Source organism: Streptomyces sp. yr375, from assembly GCF_900110755.1.
In the GTDB taxonomy this organism is placed as follows: Bacteria; Actinomycetota; Actinomycetes; order Streptomycetales; family Streptomycetaceae; genus Streptomyces.
This window is the reverse complement of sequence record NZ_FOFF01000031.1, coordinates 40,250-64,953: the sequence shown is the minus strand read 5'-3', so window position 1 is coordinate 64,953 and position 24,704 is coordinate 40,250. Positions and strand designations below refer to the sequence as shown.

Sequence of the window (24,704 nt, the reverse complement as noted above, 5' to 3'; positions counted from 1 at the left end):
CCCCCGTGCAGACTGCGGACGCCTCGCATATCACCGAATATCAGGCCTGCGGCGCCTTCCCCCGCATATAGACGATCGGCACCGGAACAGTGATCTCGCCATTCTCGTCCCGCAGCGTGTCCAGTCGCCGGGAGACCTCCGAAACGACCTCGCGGCGCTCATTCTCCTCGATACGCTCCCACATTCCACGCATTCCGGTGGTGTACGTGAATTCAACCCACTGCTCGCCCGACTCGACGACGACCGGCAGCTCTTCCTCCACCACCTCGACGTCGACGAATCCGGCGTCCTCGAGGGTCTTCGCTATGGACTCCGCGGTGATCAGCCAGTTCGAGCCGGCTTCGGCGAACTGGGAGTCGTAGGCGCCGCTCTGCTTCAGCGACTGCAGCATGTACGGCATCAGCAGTTCGTTCACGATCTCCGGGAAGAGCGCCCACTTGCCGCGCGTGGTCGAGAAGAACGACGGCGCGGCCGTCGCGAACCGGCCACCCGCACGCAGCAGTTCCCGGTACGGGCGTACGTCGTCGGAGCTCTTGACCCAGATGAACAGGCTGCAACTGCCGATCACCGCGTCGAACCGGCCCGCCGCGAACTCGGGCCGCTGCCCGTTCATGACCTCGACCGAGACCCGCTTCAGACCGCGCTCCTCGGCGTCCCCCCGCGCGTACTTGACCATCTCCTCGGAGATGTCGACGCCGATCACCTCGCCGCTCTCACCGACGGCCTCGGCGGCGGGGAAGAGCGCGGCTCCACGACCCGCGCCGACATCGAGAACGGAATTCCCGGCAGAAATTCCCGAGAACTCGACAAGGCGGCGCCCGATCGGCCGGAAGAACTCCACACCGCTCTGGTCGTACGCTTTCGCCGTCTTGTTGAAAAGGTTGTACATCTCTTCGGTGTTCTCAGCGCTGCCCATACAATTCTCCCCGATTCGACCGAACTCCGCACCGACACCCACGATATTTCGGGGCAATACCAACACGCTTTCGGCCACGTGTCCAATAGCAAACCCTTCTTTCGACCATCAAGAAGCGTTATGCCACTGCCCCGTCGTCCGGGAGTGCGTACGAGCGAACAGCCTGGAGTTCGCCGTCGGTGCGCTCCTTGAGGGCGGTGACCTCGTTGGCGAGGTCGTCGCCGCGCAGCACGGTGGTGCCCGCCCAGGCGGGGTCGCCGAGCGTCGCGGAGACCACATGCTTCGGCAGCGCGTTCGGCTTGCCCGCGACCGGGTCGGCCGGATCGGTGTTCTTCGGCCAGTACCCGGCCAAGCTGTCGTACGCAAAACACGTGAACACCCCGTTCCCGCCGGGGTGTTCACGTGGTTCGCGTCGGTTTCGTGGTTCGCCGTGGTGGACGGTGGGTCAGGCGCCCAGTTCCTGGTGGCGGGCTGTCAGGGATGTTGTGCCTGTGTCCGTCAAGGAGCCGAAGAGGCGTAGGCGGGAGATTCCGCCGTCGGGGTAGATGTCCACGCGTGCGTGCGTGCCGACGGCCGGGGTCGGTAGGACGAAGCGGTGGTTGGTGTCGGGCTGGAGGCGGGTGCGGGGGAGGATCTCCGTCCACTCGCCGCTCTCGCCGTCCTTGACCGAGACCGTGGCCCAGCCGGCGCTGTTGCCCTTCAGGTACGCGGTGTCGATCTCCAGGGCGCGGATCTGCGCCTGGGCCGCGAGGCGGTAGCGGATCCAGTCGTTGCCGTTGTCGCGGCGGCGGCGGGTCTCCCAGCCGTCGTCCATCTTGCGGGAGCGGCCCGGCTGGATGGTGTTGGAGGCCGGGGAGTAGAACAGGTTGGAGGCGTCCTCGGCCCGGCCGCCGTTCTCCAGGGCGACGACGTCGAAGGTGCCGAGCGCCGCGAGCCACGCGGGGTCGGGGACGACCTCGCCGTACACGCGCAGGCGGGCGATGCCGCCGTCGGGGTGCTGGTTGACCCGCAGGTGAGTGAAGCGCTGCTCCGCCGACACCGCGAAGCCGTTCGCCGCGTGGCCGCCGACGGCCGTGCGCGGGACCAGCGTCGTCCACTTCACGTCGTCGCCGAGCAGGTCCTCGGGGGACGGCGAGCCCGCCACCGAGGTGCCCTCGACGGAGACCGCCTGCGGGTAGTTGCCGCGGAAGTGGGCGGTGTCGACGACGATGCCGCGGATCACGCCGGGCGTGCCGAGGCGGACCAGCGCCCAGTCGTGGTCATCGGCGGTTGGCCAGGGGTGGTCGGCGGACGCGCCGCGCCGGCGGCGGGTCTCCCAGCCGTCCATGATCTTGCCCTTGTGCCCGAAGCGCTCGGGGTCGAACTCGGCCGGCCCCGGCAGCAGCAGGTTCTCGCGCTCGGCGAAGAACTCGTCGTTGGCGGCGATGACGCCGGCGCCGAGCTGCCGGTCGGCGAGGTCGGTGTACCGGGTGAAGGGGAAGTCGGCGGTGCGGTAGTCCGCGTACGGGTCGCCGCCGCCGTAGGGGTTCGCGTCGCCGGTGAAGCTCTCTATCGCCGTCACGGTGATCAGGTCTGCCTTTCGGGGGTCGGCCAGTGCGGGTGCGGGTGCGGGGGGGTGCGTATGACGTATGGGGTGCGGGTGCCCGTAACCCCTCAGGGGGTGCGGGTGAGGAGGCGGCCCTTCGGGTCGGTGAACTCGCCGTCGGCGACGATCCGTTCGCCGCGCAGCCAGGTGGACTTCACGACGCCGGACAGGGTCTTGCCGGCGTACGCCGTGACGCGGTTGCGGTGTTGGAGGGCGGCCGGATCGACGGTGAAGGTCTCGTCGGGGGCGAGGACGGCGAAGTCGGCGTCGCGGCCCACCTCGATCGCGCCCTTGCGGGTGAGGCCCGCGAGGGCGGCGGTGCGCGCGGACATCCACCGGACGACGTCCTCCAGGCCGTGGCCGCGCCTGCGCGCCTCCGTCCAGACGGCCGCCAGGCTCAGTTGGAGGCCGGAGATGCCGCCCCACGCGGTCGCGAAGTCGTCGGTCTTCAGGTCGGCCGTGGACGGGGAGTGGTCGGTGACCACGCAGTCGATGGTGCCGTCCGCGAGGGCCTGCCACAGCAGGTCCTGGTTGGCGGACTCGCGGATGGGCGGGCAGCACTTGAACTCGCTTGCCCCGTCCGGGACTTCCTCGGCAGTGAGGGTCAGGTAGTGCGGGCAGGTCTCGACCGTGACGCGGACGCCCTCCGCCTTCGCGGCGGCGATCAGCGGCAGCGCGTCGCTGGAGGAGAGGTGCAGGACGTGCACGCGCGCGTGGAGGCGTTTCGCCTCGGCGACGAGGTGCGCGATGGCCGTGTCCTCGGCGTCGCGGGGGCGGGAGGCCAGGAAGTCGGCGTACTTGGGGCCGCCCTGTTGCGGGGCGGCGGCCAGGTGGTGCGGGTCCTCGGCGTGCACGATCAGCAGGCCGTCGAAGGCGGCGATCTCGGCGAGCGACGCGGCGAGTCCGTCCCGGTCGAGGTGCGGGAACTCGTCCACGCCCGACGGGGAGAGGAACGCCTTGAAGCCGAAGACGCCGGTGTCGTGCAGCGGGCGCAGGTCCTTGACGTTGTCGGGGAGCGCGCCGCCCCAGAAGCCGACGTCGACGTGCGCCTTGTCGGCGGCGACCCGCTGCTTGACGCGGAGGTGCTCGACCGTGGTGGTCGGCGGGAGGGAGTTGAGGGGCATGTCGACGAGGGTGGTGATGCCGCCGGCCGCCGCCGCGCGCGTGGCGGTCCAGAAGCCCTCCCAGTGGGTGCGGCCGGGGTCGTTGACATGCACGTGCGTGTCGACCAGGCCGGGCAGCAGGACGTCGTCGCCGAAGTCTTCCAGCCGGGCTTCCTCGGGGACGGGGGCGTCGTACGGCAGGACGGCCGTGATCTCGCCGCCCGCGACGGCGACCGCGGCGGGCCGCTCCCCTTCGGGAGTGATGACGCGCGTCGAGCGCAGTACCAGTTCGGCGTCGGACACCCGGACCCCTCTCGTGTTCCGCTTGATTTCCGCTTGTTTTCCGCTCGTGTTCCGCTCGTTTTCCGTCAGAAACTTCCACGTAACGGAATTCAACGTTCTGTTGAAGGAGTCTTCACTCCCGCCTTCGTACCGTCAAGGGCACACTTTCCCCAGTGCACCCGCCATCGCCGACCACCGCCACTCTGGACGTTTCCACAAAGCGGAATTAGTATTCCGACAAGCAGAACGTAGCTACGCACAAGCGAGGAGTCAACCGACCGACGGGTAGGCTTCAGCCCTTCCCGCCAGTTTCGAAAGGAACGCGCCGTGCCGACGTCCAGCGCCAGCACCACCGACTCCGCCAAATCCGCCGGCGGAGGGGTCCAGTCCCTCGAGCGCGCCTTCGATCTGCTGGAGCGGATGGCGGACGCGGGAGGCGAGGTGGGCCTGAGCGAACTCTCCGCGAGCAGCGGGCTGCCACTGCCCACCATCCACCGTCTGATGCGCACCCTGGTGGCCTGCGGTTACGTCCGCCAGCAGACCAACCGCCGCTATGCGCTGGGCCCGCGGCTGATCCGGCTCGGCGAGTCCGCGTCCCGGCTGCTGGGCACCTGGGCCCGCCCCTACCTGGCCCGCCTGGTCGAGGAGACCGGCGAGACGGCGAACATGGCGCTGCTCGACGGCGACGAGATCGTGTACGTGGCGCAGGTGCCGTCCAAGCACTCGATGCGGATGTTCACCGAGGTCGGACGCCGGGTGCTGCCGCACTCCACGGGCGTCGGCAAGGCGCTCCTCGCGGGCTTCCCGGACGGCGAGGTGCGCGCCCTGCTCGCCCGCACCGGCATGCCCGCCGCCACCGAGAAGACGATCACCACACCCGACGGCTTCCTCGCCGCGCTCGCGGACGTACGCCGGACCGGGTTCGCGGTCGACGACAACGAGCAGGAGATCGGCGTCCGCTGCCTGGCGGTGACCGTGCCGGACTCCCCCACCGCCGCGGCCATCTCCATCTCCGGCCCGGCCGGCCGCGTCACGGAGTCGGCCATCGAGCGGATCGTGCCGGTCCTGCAACAGGTGGCGGTGGAACTGTCGGAAGCGCTGACGAGTTCGGGCCCGGCGGCCTAGACCCTGCCACCCGCAGACACCCGGCACGGCTCAGCGATGCGGCGGCTGCGCGTCCCCGAACCGTTCCACGGCGTCCCGGACGTCCGACAGGCCCCGGTTCAGCGCGCTCACCGAGCCGATCGCGCCGACGATCAGGAGCAGGGAGCGGCGTAACCGGCGGATCTCGGGGACGCCGTGGGTCGCCATCGCGGCGAGCGCGGCGAGTTCGTCCTCGGCGATGACCCGGTCGGGGAACTCGGCCGGGTGCGCGGCGAGTTCGCGGCGCAGCCGGGACACCGCGGTCCGCAGTCCCGCCACCCTCGGATCCTCGTCGCTGCCGGTCACTGCTCTCTGCCCCAAGCTCCGCAACACAGCTCTCCCCCCTCGCACACACGCACGCGCGCGTGGTCCCGCCCCGCGTCCCCATGGCGCGTCGGGCGCCGGAGGACGCGCGGGTCAGTTAACGCCACCCGATGCCGGGTGCGCCACCACGCGGACGGAAATTCAGCCCCGGCAGACCGCGCGGTCGGTACCGGGGCAGGCAGTCGGGTATGCAGGACCCATGACGCACAAGCAAGACCCGCCCGACGACGAGGTGGTCGGCCTGTTGCTGGCCGCAGGCGGGGGCCGGCGGCTCGGCGGGCGGCCCAAGGCGCTGCTCGAACACCGGGGGCGGCCCCTGGTGGAGCACGCGGTCGAGGTGCTGCGTACGGCGGGCTGCACGCGCGTGCACGTCGTCCTCGGGGCCGCCGCCGACACCGTACGGGCGCGGGCGCGGCTGGCGGGGTGTGTGATCGTGCCGAACCCGGAGTGGGCGCAGGGCATGGGCACGTCACTGCGGGCGGGGCTGGCCTCGCTCGCCGGGACGGGGGCGCGGGCCGCGCTCGTGTCGCTCGTCGACCAGCCCGGCATCGGGCCGGAGGCGGTCGCCCGGGTGCGTGCCGGGTACGAGGACGAGTCGTCGCTCGTCTCCGCCGCCTACGACGGCGTACGCGGCCACCCCGTCCTGTTCGGGGCCGCTCACTGGGCGGGCATCGGGGCGAGCGCGACCGGCGACCGGGGGGCGCGTGCCTACCTGACGGAACACCAGGCGGCGATCATGCTCGTGGAGTGCGGGGACGTGGCCCGGCCGTTCGACATCGACACCCCTGAAGACCTGGTGCACCTTGAGTGAGGAGCCTGGCACCGAGAGCCACCTTGCCTCGACCCGGAGAATCTTGATATCAACAAACCATTGAACTTCCACGATGAGGAAACTAGTATCCACTGTTCAGAAGCCCCGGCCCGTCCGGGGACCTGCTCGCCGTACCCCGGTTCGACTGGCACCTGGTGCCACCGCTGAAGGAAGTGACCGTTCATGTCCGCACCAGCGCCGTCCCCGCTGGCCATCGTCGACGCCGAGCCCCTGCCGCGGCAGGAGGAGGTCCTCACCGAGGCGGCGCTCGCCTTCGTGGCCGAGCTGCACCGGCGGTTCACGCCGCGCCGTGACGAGCTCCTCGCCCGCCGCGCCGAGCGCCGCGCCGAGATCGCCCGCACCTCCACGCTCGACTTCCTCCCGGAGACCGCCGCGATCCGCGCGGACGACTCCTGGCGGGTCGCCCCCTCCCCCGCGGCGCTGAACGACCGCCGGGTCGAGATCACCGGCCCGACCGACCGCAAGATGACCATCAACGCCCTCAACTCGGGCGCCCGCGTCTGGCTCGCGGACTTCGAGGACGCCTCCGCGCCGACCTGGGAGAACGTCGTCCTCGGTCAGGTCAACCTGGCCGACGCGTACACCCGGAACATCGACTTCACCGACCCGAGGTCGGGCAAGTCGTACGCGCTGAAGGACGACAGCGAGCTCGCCACCGTCGTCATGCGCCCGCGCGGCTGGCACCTCAACGAGCGGCACCTCGTCGACGCCGACGGCAGTCAGGTCCCGGGCGCGCTCGTCGACTTCGGCCTGTACTTCTTCCACAACGCCCAGCGTCTGCTCGACCTCGGCAAGGGCCCGTACTTCTACCTCCCGAAGACCGAGTCGCACCTCGAAGCCCGCCTGTGGAACGACGTGTTCGTCTTCGCGCAGGATTACGTCGGCATCCCGCAGGGCACCGTCCGCGCCACCGTCCTGATCGAGACGATCACGGCCGCGTACGAGATGGAGGAGATCCTCTACGAACTCCGCGACCACGCCTCGGGGTTGAACGCGGGCCGCTGGGACTACCTGTTCTCCATCGTCAAGAACTTCCGTGACGGCGGTGCCAAGTTCGTCCTCCCGGACCGCAACGCGGTCACGATGACGGCCCCGTTCATGCGCGCGTACACCGAACTCCTTGTGCGCACCTGCCACAAGCGCGGCGCGCACGCGATCGGCGGCATGGCGGCCTTCATCCCGTCCCGCCGGGACGCCGAGGTCAACAAGGTCGCCTTCGAGAAGGTCCGCGCCGACAAGGACCGCGAGGCCGGCGACGGTTTCGACGGCTCCTGGGTCGCCCACCCCGACCTGGTCCCGATCGCCCTGGAGTCCTTCGACAAGGTCCTCGGCGACAAGCCGAACCAGAAGGACCGGCTGCGCGAGGACGTCCACGTCGAGGCGGGCGAACTGATCGCGATCGACTCGCTGAAGGCCGCGCCGACGTACGCCGGTCTCGTCAACGCCGTGCAGGTCGGCATCCGTTACATCGAGGCCTGGCTGCGCGGCCTCGGCGCGGTCGCCATCTTCAACCTCATGGAGGACGCGGCCACCGCCGAGATCTCCCGCTCGCAGATCTGGCAGTGGATCAACGCCGGCGTCGAGTTCGAGCACGGCGGGCAGACCGTCAAGGCGACGCCCGAGCTGGCCCGCGAGGTCGCAGCCGAGGAACTGGCGAACATCCGCGCCGAGCTCGGCGAGGAGGCCTTCACCGCCGGCCACTGGCAGCAGGCCCACGACCTCCTCCTGGAGGTCGCCCTCGACGACGACTACGCGGACTTCCTCACCCTCCCCGCGTACGAGCAGCTCAAGGGCTGAGCATCAAGCACTGAGCATCAAGAGGCAGGCTGGTCCGAGTGGCCCAGGGACTTTCCCGGGGCCACTCGGTCGCGTACGAGCCTCTTCACCGCCGTCGGCTCCGGGAAACCCTGTTCGCGGCGGTCCCAGACGACCTCGCCGTTCACGCGGACGACGAAGACACCGCCCTTGCCGGGCTTGAGGAACAGTTCCGTCAGCTCGGTCTCGAAGGTCGTCAGGAGCTCCTGCGCCAGCCAGGCCGCGCGGGGCAGCCAGCGGCACTGGGTGCAGTACTCGATCTCCACGCGCTGGACATCCGTCATCCGAGGTGCACCGACCAATCCTGTTCCGCCGCCGGTCTGCCGTGCAGGTCGGGGACCCGCTTCAGCCAGTTCGGCCGGCCTTCCTGTGTCCTCGCCGCCCGCTGGGCCTCCTCGGCGGCGAGTTCCTCCCGGGTGGGGAAGTCGGTGGGCAGCCAGGCCGCGGCGGCCCGCACGCGCGCGTGGAGGTAGTCCACGTACGCCTGCCGGACGGCGTCCGGGCCGGCGAAGCCCTCCTCGTCGGCCAGCCAGGCGTCCGGGACGACGGCCGTGATCTCCCGCAGGAGTTCGGGCGTCACCCGGGGGGCCAACTCCGCGTCGGCCGCCCGCACATCGGGCGCGTGGCGGCCGAGCGCGTGGTGCCGGAAGTCGTAGGCCTTGGCGGGGTCGGAGGCGTCCCAGCGGTGGTGGAAGACGAGGGCCGCGCCGTGGTCGATCAGCCACAGGCGCGGGGGCGCGATGCCGAGCGTCGGCCACACCATGAGGTTGGAGCTGTGCACCGTACGGTCGACGTTGACGGTGAGGGCGTCGAGCCAGACGATCCGGCCCGCCTCCAGGGGGTCGACCTTGAAGCTCTCGGCGACCTCCGGGGTGAAGTCCCGCGCGCCCGGCAGGTAGTCCATCCCCAGGTTGAGGCCCGCGCTCGCGCCGTGCAGTTCCCGCACCTCCTGGTGGGGCTCGCCGTCGGCGATCGCCGGGTCGAAGTGCGCGAGCACCAGCTCGGGGAACCTGAGGCCGAGGGCGCGCGCCAGCTCGCCCACGATCACCTCGGCGACCAGCGCCTTACGGCCCTGCGCGGAGCCGGTGAACTTCACGACGTACGTGCCGAGGTCGTCGGCCTCGACGAGTCCCGGCAGCGAGCCGCCCTCACGCAGGGGTTCGATGTAGCGGGTCGCGGTGACCTCTCTCAGCATTTTCCCAGGCCACCTGTCTCTTTAGCCTTATGATCCACGACCTGCCCCAGAGGGGTGCGACAGCGGGAACGACCCGTCGACGGCCCTGGGAAGTGAGCATAGTAACCGGGGGTGATCGCCGGAAAGCGGGTATCCGAGCACGTCACCGGGGAGCGCCCGCGGAACGGGCACGGTGCGGGCGGCCGTAGAGCGGTATCGGGCGAGAGACCGGCCGCGGGCATTGCCGATGCGTGACGGGCGCAAAGCATTGACGTTACCGGGGACCGGGTCCATCATCCTCGCAAGCAGTGTCAACGATGACATACGTCAACGATGACATCTCGGGACAACATGCCCCGACGCAGGCCACTCGCCTGCGGTCCCGCAGGAGTTGCTCATGCCACGCATCTCTCGTCTGCCTTCGTCCTCCTCCCTCAGAGCCGCTGCCCGCACGGGTGCCACGGCGCTCGACCGCCTGGCCCGGGCCGAACACGACGCCCTCACGGCGATCGACCCCGGCCGGACCGAGGAGGTCTGGAGCTGGCTGCGGGAGCGGGCCCGCACCCCGTCCGGCCGCGGCTCCTTCGGCGCCGCCCACGACCTGCTCGCGACCGCATCCGCCACCGGGTTCCTCGATGATGCAGCAACTCCCGCGCGAGCGGCTGGTCGTGGCGATCGACTGCGTGGCCATCATGGAACAGGCGCTGGCCTCCACCGTCGAATACGTCAAACAGCGGACGGCGTTCGACCGCGAACTGATCCGGTTCCAGAACACCCGGATGAAACTGGCCGAGGCGGCCACCGAGGCGACCGTCGCCCGCACCTTCGTCGACGAGTGCATCCAGCGGTTCGACAACGGCACGCTGGACGACGCCACCGCCTCGATGGCCAAGTGGTGGGCCTCGGACCGGCTGGGCCGCGTGGTCGACGAATGCGTACAACTCTTCGGCGGCTACGGGTACATGACGGAGTATCCGATCGCGCGTGCCTTCGCCGACGCCCGGGTGCAGCGCATCTTCGGCGGCACGAACGAGCTGATGAAGGAACTCATCGCCCGCTCCCTCTGAGATCCGCACTTCGGCCTCACCCACCCCCCCCCCCCCCCCCGCAGTCAGGAGACTCCGCAGATGTCGGTTTCATCCGCCTCCCGGAACGGCCCGGAGGCCGCCCCCGGCAAGGTGCTCGTCGTGGGCGGCTCGGGAGGTATCGGCAGCGCGGTCTGCCGCGTCCTCGCCGACGACGGCCGCGATGTGGCGCTCACCTATCACCGTAACGAGGAGGCCGCCCGCCGGACCTACGAGGACGTGGTGGCGCGAGGCCGCGGCACGTCGGTCCACGCCCTCGACCTGACGGACGAGGCCGCGGCCGCCGACCTCGTGGCCCGCCTCGGTGCCGAGGCACCGCTGGGCGGCCTCGTCTACGCGGCGGGGCCCTTCGTGACCATGCAGTACGTGTCCGAGACGGCTCCCGGCCGGTTCCGGGAACAGGTCTCCCAGGACGCCGTCGGCTTCTTCAACGTCCTTCAGCCGATTCTGCCCCAACTGCGCCTCACCGCCGGTGCCGTGGTCGCCGTGAGCACCGCCGCGCTGCGCCGGTACGCCAAGCGGGACGTTCTCTCGGTCGGCCCCAAGGCAGCCGTCGAAGCGGTCGTCCGGGCGGTCGCCGCCGAGGAGGGACGGTACGGCGTACGGGCCAACAGCGTCGGCGCGGGCGCGGTCGAGGCGGGCATGTGGGACGAACTCAAGGAGCGTCATCTCCCGGACGACGTCCTGCGGACCACGTTGCGCGCCATCGCCCTGCGCCGGTTCGGCACCGCCCAGGACATCGCCGCGGCGGTCGGTTTCCTGATGTCCCCGCGGGCCGGCTGGATAACCGGCCAGTCCCTGGGGGTCGACGGCGGCTACGGCCTCTGACCTGCGCCTTCGCAAGGAGCCGCCGGACCTCGGCGCGGTCACGTGCCGAACGGCTCGGCGGCCCCGGCCAGCGGGTTGGGCAGCGGCAGGTAGCGGGCGTCCGCGCCGTCCGCGCCCGTCCAGCGCAGCAGCAGGTTCGTCTTGCCGGGCAGGGTGGGCGCGGTGAGCAGGGCGGCGGCCTCGGGGAGGTCGTGGCGGGCCAGTTCGCGGCGGACGGCGGGCCAGGGGTCGAGGCCGGGGTGGTGCTCGGCGAGGGCCGCGGCGACCTCGCAGAGGTGGTTGACGACCAGGCAGTACACCAGTCGCTCCCAGCCGGCCGCCCGCTCCACGTCCGGCAGCAGTTTCACGCCCTCGGCGTCCCGGAACAGGGCCTGCACGGGGGTGCCGTCGGCGTCGACGGCGACCAGGGTGTTCTGTAGGTGCGCCTCCAGGACGACGCCGTGGTCGGCGAAGGCGCGCAGCGCCGGCGGCACGACGACGGCGAGGTATGCCTCCCACCAGGCCGCCGGGTCCGCGGCGGCGGCCAGCGGGCTGCCGTCGAAGCCCTCCACGAGGCCCGCGGCGAGCAGCGGGGTCGTGCCGGGCAGCAGATGGCCGTCCAGACCGTCGCGGACCAGGGCGGCGAGCTCCTCGAAGGCGAAGGCGGCGGTGCGGTAGCCGCGGTCGCTCAGCCAGACCGCAGGGGGTCCACAGGTTTCGAAGGCGCGGGCCGCCGCCGTGTCCGTGCGGCGCAGTTTCAGCAGGTCGTGGCGCCACAGGCGGCGGATGTCGTTGGTGATGCGGACGTCGAGGCTGAACTTCAGGCACAGGTCGCGCTCGGGCGCGTACAGCGTGCGTACGGCGGCCGTCGGCCAGGCGTCGAAGTCGGTCGTGCCGAGCCGCAGCAGGCGGCCGTCGGCGAAGGCGGGCGCGAGGCGCGGCCCGGCCAGGTCGAGCTGCCAGGGGTGGGCGGGCAGCAGCCGGTAGCCGGGCGGGGCCTCGCCGAGGGCGTCCAGTGCGGAGGTGTCGCCCTCCTCGACGACCTGGTCCTCGCGCAGCCCCAGCAGCGCCAGCGGGAAGCGCGCGTGCGCCTCCGGGGCGTACGGCAGCCAGCCGGCGGGCGGGCCGCCGCCGCGCGCCTTGGGGGCCGGGTGGTGGGGGTGGCCGGTGATCAGGGACTGCTCGGAGCGCAGGTAGGGGGAGTCCGGCGGGGTGGCACGCGCGCGTGCGGTGAGCAGCGCGGCGACCGCGTCCCGGCTGTCGGTCATCTCGGCGGGCAGCTCGTGGTTGGCCAGCCCGGTGTGCCGGCGCAGTTCGTCCGCGACCAGTGCGACGAGCTCGGGGTGGCCGAGGCGGTGCCAGGCGCCCGCCGTGTGCACCTCGGGCGCGGCGGGCCGCCGGGTGCCGCGTACCCGCAGCAGCCGGCCGCTGGCGGGCAGCCGGTACCCGGACCGGCCCGCGCCGCCCGGCGCGCCGGGCAGGGGTTCGGCGAGTTCCCGCAGCAGGCAGTTGAGCAGCGGCGCGGCCGCGTAGGCGTCGGCGCGCTCGGCGACGCCGTCGGCGGGCGCCACGGGCTCGGCGGCCCCGGCGGCCGGGGATATGAGGTCCACGCGATCCACTGGTTCCCTGGTTCCCTACGGTTCTTCGGGGCGGAGACGATCAGTATCGCTGGCGTCGCGGCCCTCCGTGACGTCGTACCCGTGGACGTCGACGCCGTACCCGTACCCCCAGGAGCCCCCCTGTGCACCGTTCCCCCACCGCCGAGGCCGAGGTCGCCGCGGAACTGGAGGCCGTCCGCCCCGCTCTCGGCGCGCGGTACGCGGCCGCGCTGCCCGGGGCCCGGGCGGCCGTGCTGACCCGGCTGTGGCGGGCCCTCGTCCACGAGCCGCTGCCCTGGATCGAGCGCCGGGAGGTGTCGAGGGGGCCCGGGGAGCCGGGGGCGGAGAGCTCGGTGCGGCTGCGCGACGGCCGCCGGCTGCACGGCCCGCGCGCGGACCCGTACGCGACCGCCGCCTATGTGACGGACGTACGGCTGGCGGGGGTGGCGTACGACGATCCGGCGCGGTTGATGACGGAGCTGGGGGTGCCGCACGGCGCGGCCTTCGCCGCCGAACTCGGCCACAGCGTCGCGTCGTTGGCACTGTCACGGGCCGGACAGGAGCCCGGTCATGCCCTGTTGGCGGACCGGCGGGCGTGGCCGGTGGCCGACTGGGAGTGGGAGCAGCGGGTGGTCGACGGGCATCCGTATCACCCCAACTGCCGTACCCGGCCCGGTTTCTCGGTGGCCGAGCAGTTGGCGTACGGGCCCGAGCACCGGCCGTCGGTGCAACTGGGGCTGCTGCCGGTGCCGGCCGGCGAGTGCCTGGTGTCGGGCGCGTGGCCGGAGCATCTGCGGGACGGGGGGCGGCTGTTGATCCCGGTGCACCCGTGGCAGGCGGCGCACGTGCTCAAGCGGTCCTGCGCGGAGGGTGTCGTGGCGCATCCGCTGATGTCGCTGCGCACGCTCGCGCTGCCGGACGGGCCGCACGTCAAGACCGCGCTGAGCACCCGGCTGACGTCCTCGGTGCGGGACATCTCCATCGGCTCCATCGCCGCCTCCGCGACCCTGTCGGCGTTCGCGGAGAGCCTTGCGCCGCGCACGGACGGCCTGCTGCACATGACCCGCACCCTGGGCGCGGCCACCGCCGACTCCCCCGATCTGGCGGCCGTGTTGCGCGAGTCGCCGCGCGAATACGGCGCGCCGGGCGAGCACGTCGTCCCGGTGGCGGCCCTCGCCGGGACCGAACTGCTCGCTTCTGCCGCCTGGTTGGCGCGGTTCGCGCGGCTCTCGCTCGCCGTCGGACTGCGACTGCTGGAGCTGGGCGTGGCGTTGGAGGCGCACGGCCAGAACCTGCTGGTCGTGCTGTCGGCGTCGGGCGCGCCGCTGCGGCTGGTCTACCGCGACCTGGCCGACATCCGCGTCAGCCCGGCCCGGCTGGCCCGGCACGGCGTCCCGCTGCCCGACGGCCTGCCCGCGCGGATCCTCACCGACGACGTGACGGCGCTGCGCCGCAAGCTGTTCGGCTCCCTGGTGGCGGGCGCGCTCGCGGCGACGGCCGGCAGCCGCCCGGCCCTGCGCGCGGCCCTGGAGACGGCCGTACGGGACCTGCCGCGCACCCCGGACCTCGTGGCGCTGTGCGAGAACCCGCTCCCGACGAAGGCGCTGACGCTGATGCGGCTGTCGCCGGGGACACCCGGGGACCAGTGGGCCCTGCTGCCCAACCCGTTGCGCACGGACGCGAACTGAGGGTGCTTTCGATACCAGTATCGATACCGGACCGGTCGCCGTTTTGTGGCGGGACGCCTCTGATCAATAGGATCCGCCGATGATCAGAACACAACGGCTGGCGGCGGGCGTCTGCGCCCTGCTCGCCGCGCTCGCGGCCGGGATCGCGTTCCCGGCCGGGGCGGTCGCCGACGAGACCACCGCCACCGCGCCCAAGGTCGACCTGGTCCTCGACGTCAGCGGTTCGATGCGGACGAAGGACATGGACGGCGGGACGCGGATGGCCGCGGCCAAGCAGGCGTTCAACGAGGTGCTGGACGCGACCCCGGAGAACGTGCTCCTGGGCATCCGCACCCTGGGCGCCAACTACCCGGGCGACGACCGGAAGACGGGCTGCAAGGACACCGCGCAGCTCTACCCGGTCGGCCCGCTGGACCGGACCGAGGCGAAGACGGCGGTGGCGACCCTGTCGCCGACCGGCTGGACGCCGATCGGTCCGGCCCTGCTGAAGGCGGCCGACGATCTCGACGGCGGCACCGGCTCCAAGCGCATCGTGCTGATCAGTGACGGCGAGGACACCTGCGCTCCGCTCGACCCGTGCGTGGTGGCCCGCGAGATCGCGGCCAAGGGCATCGGCCTGACCATCGACACCCTGGGCCTGGTGCCCAACGTCAAGATGCGCCAGCAGCTCAGTTGCATCGCCGAGGCGACCGGCGGCACCTACACGTCGGTGGAGCACACCGACGAACTCGCCGACCGCGTCAACCAGTTGGTCGACCGGGCCGCCGACCCCGTGGTGACGCCGGTGGCCACCGAGGGCGCGGCCTCCTGCGCCAAGGCGCCGACGCTGAAGTCCGGGCTGTACACGGACCGCGAGGAGTTCGGCCAGGAGCGCTGGTACCGGGTCGACGTCGAGCCGGGCCAGGAGCTGCGGGCCTCGGTGAGCGTGTCGGCGGACCGGGCCATGAACCCCGACTACGGGGTGCTGCTGCGGGCGGTCACGGCGCACGGCCGGGAGATCGTGCGCGGCGAGGCGGCCGGTAACGGCCGTACCGACGTCGTCTCGACCGGTCTGCGCTATCCGAAGGCGGAGAGCGACGAGGACGACGCGCCCGCCGAGACGGTGTGCGTGCAGGTGACCAACTCCTACTCGGCGGCGGCCGGTGTGAAGACCACGCCGGGCATGCCGCTGGAGCTGACCGTGGACGTGGTCGACGGCCCGTCGCAGGCGAGCGACGTGGCCTCCTTCGGCCTCGGCCGCGGCTGGTGGCTGCTGGGCGTCCTGGTGCTGGCCGGCTTCCTCGCGGGTGTCCTGTGGGGCTGGCTGTCACGCTGGCGGGTAGCGGTCTGGAGGACCAACTGATGCGTATCACACGTGTGTTGAGCAGCACCTTGCCGACGCTGAGACTGTCGCTGGGCCTGTCGCTCGCCCTGGCGGCCGGGTTGACGCTCGGCCCGGCGGTCTCGCCGGCCGCCGCCGACTCCACCCCGTCGGCGAGCCCGTCCGGCGGCGGCTCCGCGCCCACCGAGGCGGGCACGTCGTTCCGTACGGCGACGGAGGTCGACCAGGGCCAGACGGCGACGGCGAGCGGCTCGGCGGGCGACTACCTGTACTGGTCGTTCCCGGCGGACTCGGGTCAACGCCCCACCGTGAAGGCGACGGTGAAGCTTCCTCAGGCGCACACCGCGCAGACCTGGCAGGTCGACGTGTACGACGGTCTGCGACGCCGTCAGGCCTGCCAGTACGGCGCCCAGACCCGCACCGCCGCGGCCGACGCGGCCTCCGTCGAACTGACCTGCGTGCTGCGCACGGTCCGCGCCTGGTCGGAGCCGTGGGCGAACGACCCGCTGCCGGGCACCTACTACGTGCGGTTGACGGTACTCGACCTGAAGCCGTCCGACCTGGGCCTGCCGGTCAGTACCGAACTGCGGGTGGACTCCAAGGACATCGGGGGAGCCGCGGCCGTCGACGGTTCGCTTTCGCAGCCGCTGGTTCCGGGCATCGCGGTCAAGTCCGAGGCGGAGAAGGACGATTCGTCGGCCTCGGCCGTGCTGTCGAGCATCGAGCCGGACGACGGGTGGGCGTCCGGCTGGTGGTCCGACCGCTGGGTGTGGACCGCGATCGGCGCGATGCTGGCCGCCCTCGCCGGCATCGGCGGCTACACGCTGACCCGTGGATCGGGCCGCCCACGCCAGGTACCGCCAGGCGCCTGACCCAGGCTTGACGCATCATCAGAAGGCCCGCCACGACATCGTGGCGGGCCTTCATGCCTCTCGCAGCGCCTTGGCCACAGCGCCGTCACCGCTCACGTCGATCCGCCCGGCACGCACCGCGTCGAACACGGTCAACTCCCCCTGGGCGATGGCCGTGCAGGTGTCCGTGTCGAGGCCGAGCCGCGTGTCCGGCTCCACGAGCGCGGGCCCATAGCCGTACACCGGCCCACCTTCCGCACCGACGAACAGATGGAACTCTCCTTCTGCCAAACGGACTTCGACGACTCCCCCGCCCCCTCCCAGCCCCTCGCCCTCCAGGCCGCGCAGCAGGGGCAGGGCGAACCAGTGGGCGCGCAGGGCGTCGGTGGGCCGGCGTTCGCCGAGTTCGCCCTCGCCCCACGTGCCCAGCGCCTGGAGGACGGGCAGCAACTCCCCTCCCCGGCCGGTGAGTTCGTACACGTAGGCCGCGCCCGGCGGAGGCAGCCTGCGCCGGGTGGCCAGGCCGTCGCGCTCCATGTCCTTCAGCCGCGAGGCGAGCACGTCCGTGCTCACGCCCGGCAGGTCGGCGTGCAGGTCCGTGTAGCGGCGCGGGCCGGCGAGCAGCTCCCGGACGATCAGCAGGGTCCAGCGGTCGCCGACGGTGTCGAGCGCGCGGGCGGCGGAACAGTACTGGTCGTAGCTTCGGCGAGGTGACATGGCACGCAGTCTAGACATGTCGTTGGACTTTCCAAGCTGATACTTGGTAAAACCAAGCGACACAACGAACCGGAGGGGCGAGCGCGCATGGAGTTCCGGCAGTCGAACAAGTTGAGCGAGGTCTGTTACGAGATCCGCGGCCCGGTGATCGAGCACGCCGACGCGCTGGAGGCGGCGGGCCACAGCGTCCTGCGCCTGAACACCGGCAACCCCGCGCTCTTCGGTTTCGAGGCGCCGGAGGAGATCCTCCAGGACATGATCCGGATGCTCCCTCGGGCGCACGGCTACACGGACTCGCGCGGCATCCTCTCGGCCCGCCGCGCCGTCGCCCAGCGCTACCAGGAACGGGGTCTGGAGGTCGGCGTCGACGACGTCTTCCTCGGCAACGGCGTCTCGGAGCTGGTGTCGATGGCCGTACAGGCGCTGGTGGAGGACGGCGACGAGATCCTCATCCCGGCCCCCGACTTCCCCCTCTGGACGGCGGTCACCACGCTGGCCGGCGGCAAGGCGGTGCACTACCTCTGCGACGAACAGGCCGACTGGTACCCGGACCTGGCCGACATGGCGTCGAAGATCACCGACCGCACGAAGGCCGTCGTCATCATCAACCCGAACAACCCGACCGGCGCGGTCTACCCCAAGGAGATCATCGAGGGCATCCTCGACCTCGCCCGCCGGCACGGCCTGATGGTCTTCGCCGACGAGATCTACGACCAGATCCTGTACGACGACGCCGTCCACCACTCGGCCGCCGCGCTCGCCCCCGACCTGGTGGTCCTGACCTTCTGCGGCCTGTCGAAGACGTACCGGGTGGCGGGCTTCCGCTCGGGCTGGCTGGTGGTCAGCGGCCCCAGGCAGCACGCCAGGGACTACCTGGAGGGCCTGACCATGCTGGCCTCCATGCGCCTGTGCGCCAACGCGCCCGCCCAGTACGCCATCCAGGCGGCGCTCGGCGGCCGGCAGTCCGTCCGCGAGCTGACCGTGCCGGGCGGCAGGCTGTACGACCAGCGGGACACGGCCTGGGAGAAGCTCAACGAGATCCCGGGCGTGTCCTGTGTGAAGCCCAAGGGCGCGCTGTACGCGTTCCCGCGCATCGATCCCAAGGTGCATCCGATCCACGACGACGAGAAGTTCGTCCTGGACCTGCTGCTGCGGGAGAAGATCCAGGTGGTCCAGGGCACGGGGTTCAACTGGCCCACCCCCGACCACTTCCGCATCCTCACCCTCCCGCACGCGGACGACCTGGAGGCGGCGATCGGACGGATCGGACGGTTCCTCAGCGGGTACCGGCAGTAGCGCCGGCCGACTGTGTGCCAGCCTGTACCCATGGGTGATCTTTTCCTCGTCCGGCACGGCGAGACCTCCTGGTCGCGCTCCGGACGGCACACCGGTTCGACGGACCTCCCGCTCACCGACCACGGACGCGAGGAGGCGCGGCGGCTCGCGCCGCTGGTCCGCTCGCTCCGGATCGGGGCCGCGTTCGCCAGCCCGGCGCAGCGCGCGCGGGAGACGGCGGAGCTGATCGGCCTGCCCGACGTCCAGGTCGACCCGGACCTGCACGAGTGGGACTACGGCGGCTACGAGGGCGTCACGACGGCCGAGATCCAGCGCACCCGGCCGGACTGGTTCCTGTTCACGGACGGCGTCGCACCCGGGCCACCCGACCACCCCGGCGAGACACCCGAGCAGGTCGGAGAACGGGCCGACCGAATGCTGGCCAAGGTAGTGGCGGCACATTCCGCCACCGACGGCGATGTGATGCTGGTGGCACACGGCCACTTCCTACGCGTACTGACCGCCCGCCGCCTCGGACTGCCCCCGTCGGCAGGGGCACTGTTCCAACTGGCGACAGGAACGCTCGGCCGGCTGGGCACCGAGCACGGGCGACCGGTGATCGCCGCCTGGAATGTCAGCCCCGGGTCGTAGCCTTCGAGAAGGCCGCCCTGCCGAGGGGCGGCACGCACCCGGAGGGGGCGCACACGCCGTGACCCGACCGCCGACCGCCGCGCAGCGGCGGGTGATCGACGCCGCCGATCCGGTCACCGGGCGGCTGCGGGGTACGGAGGCTCAGCTAGCGGCCCTGGTCAGACATGGGCTCGCGTTCCGCCACCCGCGGCCACCGCACGACCACTTTCTGACCCCGACGGGACATCGGATACGGGAAGCGGTGCCCGAGCCCTCGAAGCCGACGGCGACGGACTCGGAAACCGGTGATACCGGCGTCTTCGCCGCGCGTGTCGGGGGCGAGGAGGGTGCCGGGGCGGGCGGTCCCTCCCGGGTCCGGGAGGTGCACAGTGCCTGGCAGGGGCTGCTGGAGCTGCGCCGGATGACCAACCCGGACGGGGGCACGGACCGGCCCTGCGGCTGGGAGCGGACGCATCTCGTACGGGCCGCCGCGCTCGCCCTGGAGGCGGCCGGCCACCACCCCGCCGGACCGCGGGGCACGGACGGCTACCGGGTGCGGGCCACCCCGCAGCCGGAGGCGGTGGCCGTGCACGGGCCGGACGACGCGACGCTGCGGGCCTGCGCGGCGACACTGGAGAAGACGGGCTGGCAGGTCGGCGAGCACACCGATCCCCGGACGAGAGCGCGCTATCTGCTGGCTTCCCCCCGCCGCGTGTAGCAGACATGCCAAGATCGATCCGTCGACGAGAAGGGGAAGCAGTGAGCGAGCCGTTTTCCGTCCGGGTCACTGTCCGCGGGTACGAGACCGACGTACAGGGACACCTCAACCAGAGCGTGTACATCAACTATGCGGAGCACGCTCGCTGGTCGTTCCTCCAGGCCGCGGGCATCACGCAAGCCGCACTGATCGGCAAGGGCGTCGGCCCGGTCGCCCTGGAGACGACCATCCGCTACCGGCGTGAACTCCTCGCCGGGGACGAGGTCGACGTCACCTGCGCCTTCGAGTGGGGCGACGGCAAGACCTTCCGGATCCAGCAGACCATCACCAGGACGGACGGCACGGTCGCCGCCGAACTCACCTCGGTCGGCGGCCTGTTGGACCTGGAGAACCGCCGGATGATCACGAACCCCCACGGCTACTTCAAGGAACTGGCCACGGACCCGGGCCTGTTCGGCCTCTAGCCGACTGAGCTGGCCGGGGCGCACGTGTCCACGCGCGCCCCGGAACCGACCCGTCCGCCATGACCCCTGCTCGGGTCCATGGCTCCGGCCGAGGGCCGTCCCCCTCGGCCGGAGTTCTCAGGCACTCAGCCCTGCCGTCAGCCGGCCCTACGCCTGCGCGGCGATGCGTGCCAGGCGCTGGGCCTCGGCACGGGTGGAGCGGGCGATCTCGTCCTCGTCGGCGTGCAACAGGCGTCCGTTCTCGACGATCTGACGGCCGTTCACGAAGGAGGCGGTCACCGGGGCCGCCGCTCCGAAGACCAGGGCGGTCACCGGGTCGGCGATCGAGGCGTGGGCCAGGGTGTCCATCCGCCACAGCACCAGGTCGGCGAGCTTGCCCGGCTCCAGCGAGCCGATCTCCCGCGCCCGGCCCAGGACTTGGGCACCGCCGAACGTACCGAGGCGCAGCGCCTGACGGGCGTTCAGGGCGGCTTCCCGGTGAGCGCCGAGGCGGTTGATGAGGAGGGCGTTGCGCAGTTCGGTGTGGAGTTCGCCGGACTCGTTGGACGCCGTGCCGTCGACGCCGAGGCCGACCGGGACACCGGCCGCCAGCATGTCGGGGACGCGGGCGATGCCGGCCGCCAGCCGGGCGTTGGACGACGGACAGTGGGCGACACCCGTCTTCGTACGGGCGAACGCGTCGATGTCGGAGTCGTTCATGTGGACGCAGTGCGCCATCCACACGTCCTCGCCGAGCCAGCCGGTGGACTCGAAGTAGTCGGTCGGGCCCATGCCGAACAGCTCGTGGCAGAACTTCTCCTCCTCGACCGTCTCCGAGCCGTGGGTGTGCAGGCGCACTCCGAGCCGACGGGCCAACTCAGCGCCCTGGCGCAGCAGTTCGGTGGAGACGGAGAAGGGTGAGCAGGGCGCGACGGCGACCTGTGTCATGGCGTCGAAGGAGGCGTCGTGATGCAGCTTGACGGTCTCCTCGGTCGCGGCGAGTGCGCCTTCGAGGGTCTCGACGGCGAAGTCCGGGGGCAGGCCGCCGTCCTTCTCGCTGCGGTCCATGGAGCCGCGGGCGAGGGTGAAGCGCACGCCCATGTCACGGGCGGCGCCGATGATCGCGCCGGACAGGTCGCCGGAGCCCTTCGGGAAGACGTAGTGGTGGTCCATCGCGGTGGTGACGCCGCCGCGGGCCATCATCGCGAGGGAGCCCTGCGCCGCCGCGCGGACCATCGGCTCGTCGATGCGCGCCCAGGTCGGGTAGAGGGCGACGAGCCAGTCGAACAGGTTGTGGTCGGTGGCCAGGCCCCGGGTGATCCACTGGTAGTAGTGGTGATGCGTGTTGACCAGGCCGGGGGTGACCAGGTGACCGGTCGCGTCGATGCGCCGGACCACGTCCGCCAGCCCCTCGGGCGCCTTGCCCGCGCCGAGCGACTCGATGCGGTTGCCGGCGATGACGACGTACCCAGTGGTGTACTCGGTGTCGGCGGCGTCCACGGTCGCGATCGCGCAGTTCTCGATGACGATGCGCTGAACCGTCGTACCCATCGTTCGTCCTAACTTCCGTACTGCCGTGCCGGGTTCGGGTCAGAGGTTGGTGAGGTCCGCCGGGATCCTCGCCTCGCTGCCGTCCCGCAGGACGGTGGCCTCGATCAGCCCGTAGGGGCGGTCGGCGGCGAAGTACACCTCGTTGTCGTTCTTCAGGCCGAACGGGGTCAAGTCCACCAGGAAGTGGTGCTTGTTGGGGAGCGAGAAGCGGACCTCGTCGATCTCCTCGCGCTGATCGATGATCCGCGCACCCATCTGGTAAAGGCTCTGCTGGAGCGACAGCGAGTACGTCTCGGCGAAGGCCTGGAGCAGGTGCTGCTTCGTCTGCGCGTAGGACTCCTCCCAGTCCGGCATCTCCTGTGCGTCGTCGGACCAGTTGAAGCGCCAGCGCCCGTGCACCTCGGTCGCCAGGATGCGGTCGTACGCCTCGGGCAGCGTCGTGTACTTGTCCTTGACGTAGCCCCAGAACTCGGAGTCCGTCGAGTTGAGCACCGTCAAGTCCTTGAGCCCGGAGACGACTTCCCAGCTCCGCCCGTCGTACGTGACCTGGGTGAGCCGGGTCTCCTGGCCCTTGCGGACGAAGGAGTGGCCCCCCGTCGTGCGCTCCCAGGCGTACTCCTCGATCCGGATCCGGGCCGACTTGATCGGTTCCTGACTCGTCACGAAGTGCCGGGCGAGGTGGATGCCGAACTGCTCGGCGGACTCGATGCCGTGCTCCTTCGCGAACGCGTACACCGTGTTCTTGGTGGTGTCGGTCGGCAGGACGTTGGCGTTCGAACCGGAGAGGTGGACCTCGTCCATGTCGCCGCTGAGCGACACGGAGACGTTGAGGTCCTTGATGTGGTGGGTGGCGCCGTCCCGCGTGATCTTCACGACCCGGTTCTCGGCCTTGCCGTACTGGTTCTGCCCCAGGATCACCGGGTGGGTGATCACAGGTTGGGCGACCACAGGCTGGGTGGGGCGGGAATTGTCTGCCATGTGTCTGCTAGCTCCCTCGGTATACGGAGTAGCCGAACGGGTTGAGCAGCAGCGGTACGTGGTAGTGCTCGCCGGGCACGACGGCGAACGTGATCGCCACCTCCGGGAAGAACGCCCCGGCCCCGGCGGTACCGCTGTCCCGATTCGCGGGGGCATCCTGCTGCGCATCGGCTTGCTTGTTCGCGGATGTCTCGAAGTACGCCTCGACCGCGAAGTCGAGCCGCACGTGGGTGGTGCCTTCCGGCAGCGCCGGGAGGTCCTTGCACCGGCCGTCCGCGTCGGTCGCGGAGCCGCCGAGCGACTGCCAGTCGGCGTCGCGCCCCGCCCGCGCGGCAAGCAGCACGGCCACGCTCCGGGCGGGACGGCCGACGCTGGTGTCCAGGATGTGCGTGGACACGGAGGCGGGGGTGACGGACGTGGTGGTATCGGAGGCGGGGGTGTCGGAGGCGGGGGTATCGGTGCTCATGCCGCTTCTTCCTGTACGAGACCGGCCAGGCGGATACGGTTGATCTTGCCCAGTTCGGTGCGGACGATCTCCCGCTCCCGCTCGGGCGGGTTGCCGATCCGTTCCATCACCGCGTCCCGCATCTGTTCGCCGGTGCGACCGGTGGCGCAGATCAGGAAGACATGGCCGAACCTCTCCTGGTAGGCCAGGTTCAGTTCGAGCATCTCGGCCTTCAGCTCCTCGGACGCGCCGGCCATGCCGCGCTGCTCGCGGGCCGAGGTCGGGTCGCCGGGCTTGGGGCGGCCGATCGGGGGGTGTCCGGCCATCGCCTGCGCGAGGTCAGCGGCGGTCAGGTCGGCCATCGCGGCGTCACTGACGGCGTACAGGGCGTCGACGGTGGCGTACGGCCGGGCCGCGAGCAGTCGGTCCGCCCACGCCGTGGCGGCGCACGCCTCGTGGAGGGCGGCGCGGGCCGCGGCCTCCTCGAGGTCGTTGAACCGGGCCAGGCCCGGGGGCGGGAAAGTCGAAGTCACGGGAGCCTCCGTGGCCGCGGGACGGCCTTCGTGCGTGAGCGGGCTGCCTTCAGCTAACGCCCCTCCACGACACCGCGTCAACACTTTGTTGAAAATTCCGGGTAACGGAACCCGCCGGAACCCTGCGGGCCGCCCCTACGGGCAGACCCCTCAGGCCTCTTTCTCCCGGTTGAGGTAGTTGTAGACGGTGAAGCGGCTCACCCCGAGCGCGCTCGCCACGGTCTCCACGCCGTGCCGTACGGAGAAGGCGCCGCGCGCCTCGAGTATCCGTACGACCTCCTGCTTGGCCTTGCGGTCGAGGTCGGCGAGGGGCCTGCCCTTCTTGCGCTCCATGGCGGCCAGGATGTGATCGAGGGAGTCGGCGAGCTGCGGCAGGCGTACGGCGACGGCGTCGACACCCGCCCAGGCGAGCACGACGTCGTCGGGACCGGCCTCGTCCGGCGGGAGCATCTCCCCGCCCATCGCGTCGACCAGCGGCTTCACGGCCGCAATGAAGTCCTCGTCGCCGCCGGTACTCACGCGCCCTCCCCGACGACGTTGACCTGGAGGGAGATACGGGTGGCGCCCGCGCCGAGGGACTTGCGCAGCAGGGCGTCCACGGCGGCGAGGACCGCGTCGCCGGCGCCCTCCGCGGTGTTGCCGAACGGTCCGACGTCCACCGTGTCCAGGTCGGCGGCCTCGATCACCTCGCGGGCGACCAGCGCGTGCGCGGGCGCCTCGTCGAGATCGAAGGGCTCGGTGGTGAACTCCACTTTCAGCCGCATCGCGCCCACACCTCTCTCAACCAGCCAACCAACCGAACCGGACCGAACCGGAAGGTCACCGCCCGAACCTCGACCTTAACGGACCCGCCGGACGGCAGCGGGACCACTTCCGCACCCCCCCTTGAC

Annotated in this window: 26 protein-coding genes and 1 pseudogene; 12 read left to right on the top strand and 15 right to left on the bottom strand. The window is 71.4% G+C overall.

All coding sequences use genetic code 11. The annotated features are described in order from the left end of the window. Positions 1–40: 40 nt before the first annotated feature. The 4 genes and pseudogenes from BMZ82_RS26335 to allB form a co-directional block, all read right to left on the bottom strand. A complete protein-coding gene (locus BMZ82_RS26335) occupies positions 41–994 on the bottom strand; it encodes a class I SAM-dependent methyltransferase (RefSeq protein ID WP_143098915.1) in 954 nt (317 codons plus the stop codon). A gap of 64 nt (positions 995–1,058) precedes the next feature. Further along, positions 1,059–1,277 (bottom strand): annotated as a pseudogene (locus tag BMZ82_RS26330) (dihydrofolate reductase); the annotation flags it as partial. A gap of 84 nt (positions 1,278–1,361) precedes the next feature. After that, positions 1,362–2,477, bottom strand: a complete 1,116-nt coding sequence (gene alc, locus BMZ82_RS26325) for an allantoicase (RefSeq protein WP_093779876.1) — start codon at positions 2,475–2,477, stop codon at positions 1,362–1,364. A gap of 92 nt (positions 2,478–2,569) precedes the next feature. Continuing rightward, positions 2,570–3,907 carry an allantoinase AllB gene (gene allB, locus BMZ82_RS26320; RefSeq protein WP_093779875.1) on the bottom strand — a complete coding sequence of 446 codons (1,338 nt, stop codon included), beginning with the start codon at positions 3,905–3,907 and terminating at the stop codon, positions 2,570–2,572. A gap of 306 nt (positions 3,908–4,213) precedes the next feature. On the opposite strand from allB, the gene BMZ82_RS26315 reads away from it, so the two are divergent. Further along, positions 4,214–5,011, top strand: a complete 798-nt coding sequence (locus tag BMZ82_RS26315) for an IclR family transcriptional regulator (protein ID WP_093779874.1) — start codon at positions 4,214–4,216, stop codon at positions 5,009–5,011. A 30-nt stretch (positions 5,012–5,041) separates the two neighbouring features. Here the strand turns inward: BMZ82_RS26315 and BMZ82_RS26310 are convergent, their stop codons facing one another. Then, entirely contained in the window at positions 5,042–5,335 is a 294-nt protein-coding gene (locus tag BMZ82_RS26310; RefSeq protein ID WP_256252118.1) for a DUF5955 family protein, read from the bottom strand. A 217-nt stretch (positions 5,336–5,552) separates the two neighbouring features. Here BMZ82_RS26310 and BMZ82_RS26305 point away from each other — a divergent pair, with 217 nt between their 5' ends. Next, on the top strand, positions 5,553–6,164 hold the full coding sequence (locus tag BMZ82_RS26305; RefSeq protein WP_093779872.1) for a nucleotidyltransferase family protein: 612 nt from the start codon (positions 5,553–5,555) through the stop codon (positions 6,162–6,164). A gap of 183 nt (positions 6,165–6,347) precedes the next feature. Further along, a complete protein-coding gene (gene aceB, locus BMZ82_RS26300; protein ID WP_093779871.1) occupies positions 6,348–7,982 on the top strand; it encodes a malate synthase A in 1,635 nt (544 codons plus the stop codon). 17 nt (positions 7,983–7,999) lie between these two features. Here the strand turns inward: aceB and BMZ82_RS26295 are convergent, their stop codons facing one another. Both BMZ82_RS26295 and BMZ82_RS26290 read right to left on the bottom strand, forming a co-directional pair. Then, positions 8,000–8,284 carry an Rdx family protein gene (locus tag BMZ82_RS26295; protein ID WP_093779870.1) on the bottom strand — a complete coding sequence of 95 codons (285 nt, stop codon included), beginning with the start codon at positions 8,282–8,284 and terminating at the stop codon, positions 8,000–8,002. Beyond that, positions 8,281–9,195 carry a HipA family kinase gene (locus BMZ82_RS26290; protein WP_093779869.1) on the bottom strand — a complete coding sequence of 305 codons (915 nt, stop codon included), beginning with the start codon at positions 9,193–9,195 and terminating at the stop codon, positions 8,281–8,283. Before BMZ82_RS26290 ends, BMZ82_RS26295 begins: the two co-directional genes overlap by 4 nt. 614 nt (positions 9,196–9,809) lie before the next feature. On the opposite strand from BMZ82_RS26290, the gene BMZ82_RS26285 reads away from it, so the two are divergent. Together BMZ82_RS26285 and BMZ82_RS26280 are read left to right on the top strand one after the other, a co-directional pair. Then, complete coding sequence (locus tag BMZ82_RS26285) at positions 9,810–10,241, top strand: acyl-CoA dehydrogenase family protein (RefSeq protein ID WP_107487686.1); 432 nt, start codon at positions 9,810–9,812, stop codon at positions 10,239–10,241. A 60-nt stretch (positions 10,242–10,301) separates the two neighbouring features. After that, positions 10,302–11,087 (top strand): SDR family NAD(P)-dependent oxidoreductase, encoded by a 786-nt coding sequence (locus BMZ82_RS26280; protein WP_093779868.1) that lies wholly within the window; start codon positions 10,302–10,304, stop codon positions 11,085–11,087. 38 nt (positions 11,088–11,125) lie between these two features. Here the strand turns inward: BMZ82_RS26280 and BMZ82_RS26275 are convergent, their stop codons facing one another. Further along, on the bottom strand, positions 11,126–12,685 hold the full coding sequence (locus BMZ82_RS26275) for an IucA/IucC family protein (RefSeq protein WP_093779867.1): 1,560 nt from the start codon (positions 12,683–12,685) through the stop codon (positions 11,126–11,128). 122 nt (positions 12,686–12,807) lie between these two features. Here BMZ82_RS26275 and BMZ82_RS26270 point away from each other — a divergent pair, with 122 nt between their 5' ends. From BMZ82_RS26270 to BMZ82_RS26260, 3 genes are all read left to right on the top strand, one after another. Continuing rightward, entirely contained in the window at positions 12,808–14,352 is a 1,545-nt protein-coding gene (locus BMZ82_RS26270; protein ID WP_093779866.1) for an IucA/IucC family protein, read from the top strand. 79 nt (positions 14,353–14,431) lie between these two features. Further along, positions 14,432–15,694: a VWA domain-containing protein gene (locus BMZ82_RS26265; RefSeq protein WP_093779865.1), complete on the top strand. Its 1,263-nt coding sequence runs from the start codon at positions 14,432–14,434 to the stop codon at positions 15,692–15,694. Further along, positions 15,694–16,545 carry a hypothetical protein gene (locus BMZ82_RS26260; protein WP_177244675.1) on the top strand — a complete coding sequence of 284 codons (852 nt, stop codon included), beginning with the start codon at positions 15,694–15,696 and terminating at the stop codon, positions 16,543–16,545. Before BMZ82_RS26265 ends, BMZ82_RS26260 begins: the two co-directional genes overlap by 1 nt. Positions 16,546–16,596: 51 nt before the next feature. Here BMZ82_RS26260 and BMZ82_RS26255 read toward each other — a convergent pair whose 3' ends face one another. After that, complete coding sequence (locus BMZ82_RS26255) at positions 16,597–17,241, bottom strand: winged helix-turn-helix transcriptional regulator (protein ID WP_093779864.1); 645 nt, start codon at positions 17,239–17,241, stop codon at positions 16,597–16,599. Positions 17,242–17,328: 87 nt separating this feature from the next. Here BMZ82_RS26255 and BMZ82_RS26250 point away from each other — a divergent pair, with 87 nt between their 5' ends. Genes BMZ82_RS26250 through BMZ82_RS26235 form a run of 4 tightly spaced genes read left to right on the top strand, consistent with a single transcriptional unit; the run spans position 17,329 to position 20,328 of the window. Continuing rightward, positions 17,329–18,537: a pyridoxal phosphate-dependent aminotransferase gene (locus BMZ82_RS26250; RefSeq protein ID WP_093779863.1), complete on the top strand. Its 1,209-nt coding sequence runs from the start codon at positions 17,329–17,331 to the stop codon at positions 18,535–18,537. 30 nt (positions 18,538–18,567) lie between these two features. Beyond that, positions 18,568–19,167, top strand: a complete 600-nt coding sequence (locus tag BMZ82_RS26245) for a histidine phosphatase family protein (protein ID WP_093779862.1) — start codon at positions 18,568–18,570, stop codon at positions 19,165–19,167. 58 nt (positions 19,168–19,225) lie between these two features. After that, the gene (locus BMZ82_RS26240) at positions 19,226–19,864 is read left to right on the top strand and encodes a hypothetical protein (protein ID WP_093779861.1); all 639 of its coding nucleotides are present in this window, start codon (positions 19,226–19,228) and stop codon (positions 19,862–19,864) included. A gap of 41 nt (positions 19,865–19,905) precedes the next feature. Beyond that, complete coding sequence (locus BMZ82_RS26235; protein ID WP_093779860.1) at positions 19,906–20,328, top strand: acyl-CoA thioesterase; 423 nt, start codon at positions 19,906–19,908, stop codon at positions 20,326–20,328. Positions 20,329–20,475: 147 nt separating this feature from the next. On the opposite strand, the gene BMZ82_RS26230 is transcribed toward BMZ82_RS26235, so the two are convergent. The 6 genes from BMZ82_RS26230 to BMZ82_RS26205 form a co-directional block, all read right to left on the bottom strand. Continuing rightward, positions 20,476–21,858 (bottom strand): 8-oxoguanine deaminase, encoded by a 1,383-nt coding sequence (locus tag BMZ82_RS26230; protein ID WP_093779859.1) that lies wholly within the window; start codon positions 21,856–21,858, stop codon positions 20,476–20,478. Positions 21,859–21,897: 39 nt separating this feature from the next. Further along, entirely contained in the window at positions 21,898–22,836 is a 939-nt protein-coding gene (gene pucL, locus BMZ82_RS26225; protein WP_093779858.1) for a factor-independent urate hydroxylase, read from the bottom strand. A 7-nt stretch (positions 22,837–22,843) separates the two neighbouring features. Then, the gene (gene uraH / locus BMZ82_RS26220) at positions 22,844–23,302 is read right to left on the bottom strand and encodes a hydroxyisourate hydrolase (RefSeq protein ID WP_093779857.1); all 459 of its coding nucleotides are present in this window, start codon (positions 23,300–23,302) and stop codon (positions 22,844–22,846) included. Beyond that, a complete protein-coding gene (gene uraD, locus BMZ82_RS26215; RefSeq protein ID WP_093779856.1) occupies positions 23,299–23,814 on the bottom strand; it encodes a 2-oxo-4-hydroxy-4-carboxy-5-ureidoimidazoline decarboxylase in 516 nt (171 codons plus the stop codon). The genes uraH and uraD overlap by 4 nt, the downstream gene beginning before the upstream one ends. Positions 23,815–23,964: 150 nt before the next feature. Next, the gene (locus tag BMZ82_RS26210) at positions 23,965–24,333 is read right to left on the bottom strand and encodes a helix-turn-helix domain-containing protein (protein WP_177244674.1); all 369 of its coding nucleotides are present in this window, start codon (positions 24,331–24,333) and stop codon (positions 23,965–23,967) included. Then, the gene (locus tag BMZ82_RS26205; protein ID WP_093779905.1) at positions 24,330–24,578 is read right to left on the bottom strand and encodes a YkoF family thiamine-binding protein; all 249 of its coding nucleotides are present in this window, start codon (positions 24,576–24,578) and stop codon (positions 24,330–24,332) included. Before BMZ82_RS26205 ends, BMZ82_RS26210 begins: the two co-directional genes overlap by 4 nt. Positions 24,579–24,704 lie beyond the last annotated feature (126 nt).